Origin of the sequence: Ureibacillus massiliensis 4400831 = CIP 108448 = CCUG 49529 (assembly GCF_000772965.1) — a bacterium.
Lineage (GTDB): Bacteria > Bacillota > Bacilli > Bacillales_A > Planococcaceae > Ureibacillus > Ureibacillus massiliensis.
The window spans coordinates 1-1405 of the sequence record NZ_JPVQ01000111.1 but is presented as its reverse complement, the minus strand read 5'-3'; the positions used below and the strand labels follow the sequence as shown (position 1 = coordinate 1405).

At 39.9% G+C, this 1405-nt stretch carries 1 protein-coding gene; it reads right to left on the bottom strand.

Translation table 11 applies throughout. The annotated features are described in order from the left end of the window. Positions 1–145: 145 nt before the first annotated feature. Positions 146–1270 carry an IS4 family transposase gene (locus CD30_RS19055; protein ID WP_036180785.1) on the bottom strand — a complete coding sequence of 375 codons (1125 nt, stop codon included), beginning with the start codon at positions 1268–1270 and terminating at the stop codon, positions 146–148. Between the last annotated feature and the right edge of the window lie 135 nt (positions 1271–1405).

Genomic DNA, 1405 nt, shown 5'->3' with positions numbered 1-1405 from the left:
CACTAACGTCGCATAAATATTGACTGAATTTTCTGTTTTATTATTTTTCCGTTTGAGAAGAAAAACGAAGACACGCGAACAGAGGTAGTAATCATCCATTTTTTTACTATAACCTTTGGCGAGGGCGACAGAGACGGTTAAACCTTTACGGGACAGCTCTTCCTGCTATTTTTCGAATCCAAATGTGTGCGGATTTCCACGGTGCTGCTTTTAACAACCGACTAATTTGTAAGTACGTCCGTGAACTGTTTGTACCCAACTGAGCCAGTACGTTTAAACAGTAGACAATCATCGCGATGTACACTTGATTATGGACAGCTTGTTCGCTTTGTCCGTAGAACTTTTTGATGTTCAAGTGTTGTTTCATCCACTTGAAAAACAGCTCGATTGCCCAGCGTGATTTGTACAGTTCAGCGAGTTCATCCGCATTTAAGTCGAAACGATTCGTGATGAGGTGCAGCTCATTCCCTTTTGAATCCATCACTTTCAGTAGTCGAAACTCATTACCAGCCCGACTTTGTGCTGTGCCCAAAGAAATCATTTCATCTGATAAGACAGTTGAATTTTTTGGAAGGTGAAATTTCTCGATTTGATGTGTAACGGCGTTTTTTCGTAAGCGTGAGACAAAGAAATACCCGTCGTCTGTCATACGGTCAAATTGCTTGTAATCCAAGTAACCACGGTCAAAAACATACATGCACTCTTTGTCGTCAACAAGTACTTCTAGCTGACCTCGATCATGTTCAATCGCATTCGTTAACACCGCTTTATCCGGGTATGAACAGCCCTTTTCTAAGTAAACAAGACGTAAATGGAGCTTAATGCCTGATTTTGTTTTGCGGAATTCAGCCCATTTATGATTGTTCAGGTTCAATGGTAACGTACTTGAGTCGATGATTTTCAGTGGTGTTGTCATTTTCCGTCGCTTTTCAAAATGCGTTTTCTTATGAATTTGCGCGACTAAATCTAGAAACACCTGCTGGAACACCTCTGTCGGCACTTGATTTAGCCGGCGTCCCAGTTGCGAAAAGCTAATTGATTCTAGTTCGGTTGCTTTTTGTAGGTCATCCGAGAATAACGTATCACTAACCGCACGTAGACTTTCGGTTTCGTTGAGTTGTGCGAATACGAGTAATTTCAAGAATGAAGCAATGTACAGCTTCTTTGTATAGTAATTTAATTGATAGGCTTCCACAAGTTCCTCTAGTTTTGTGGAGGAAATCGGTGAAAGCCATTGTTCAAATGATGTTTTTCGTGTAAACTTATCCATGCGTATGTCCTTTATTTTGGATTTGGATGGTTTACTACCACCCAACCATTATAAAGGATTTTTTTGTGCATGAATAATATTGCAGAAAATTCAGATTTATAAAGGGCTTTGAATTATTTTAATGCGACGCTAGTG

Excerpts from the sequence above, each read along its gene's own strand:
- CD30_RS19055 (WP_036180785.1), bottom strand. The coding sequence starts at position 1,270 with ATGGATAAGTTTACACGAAAAACATCATTTGAACAATGGCTTTCACCG.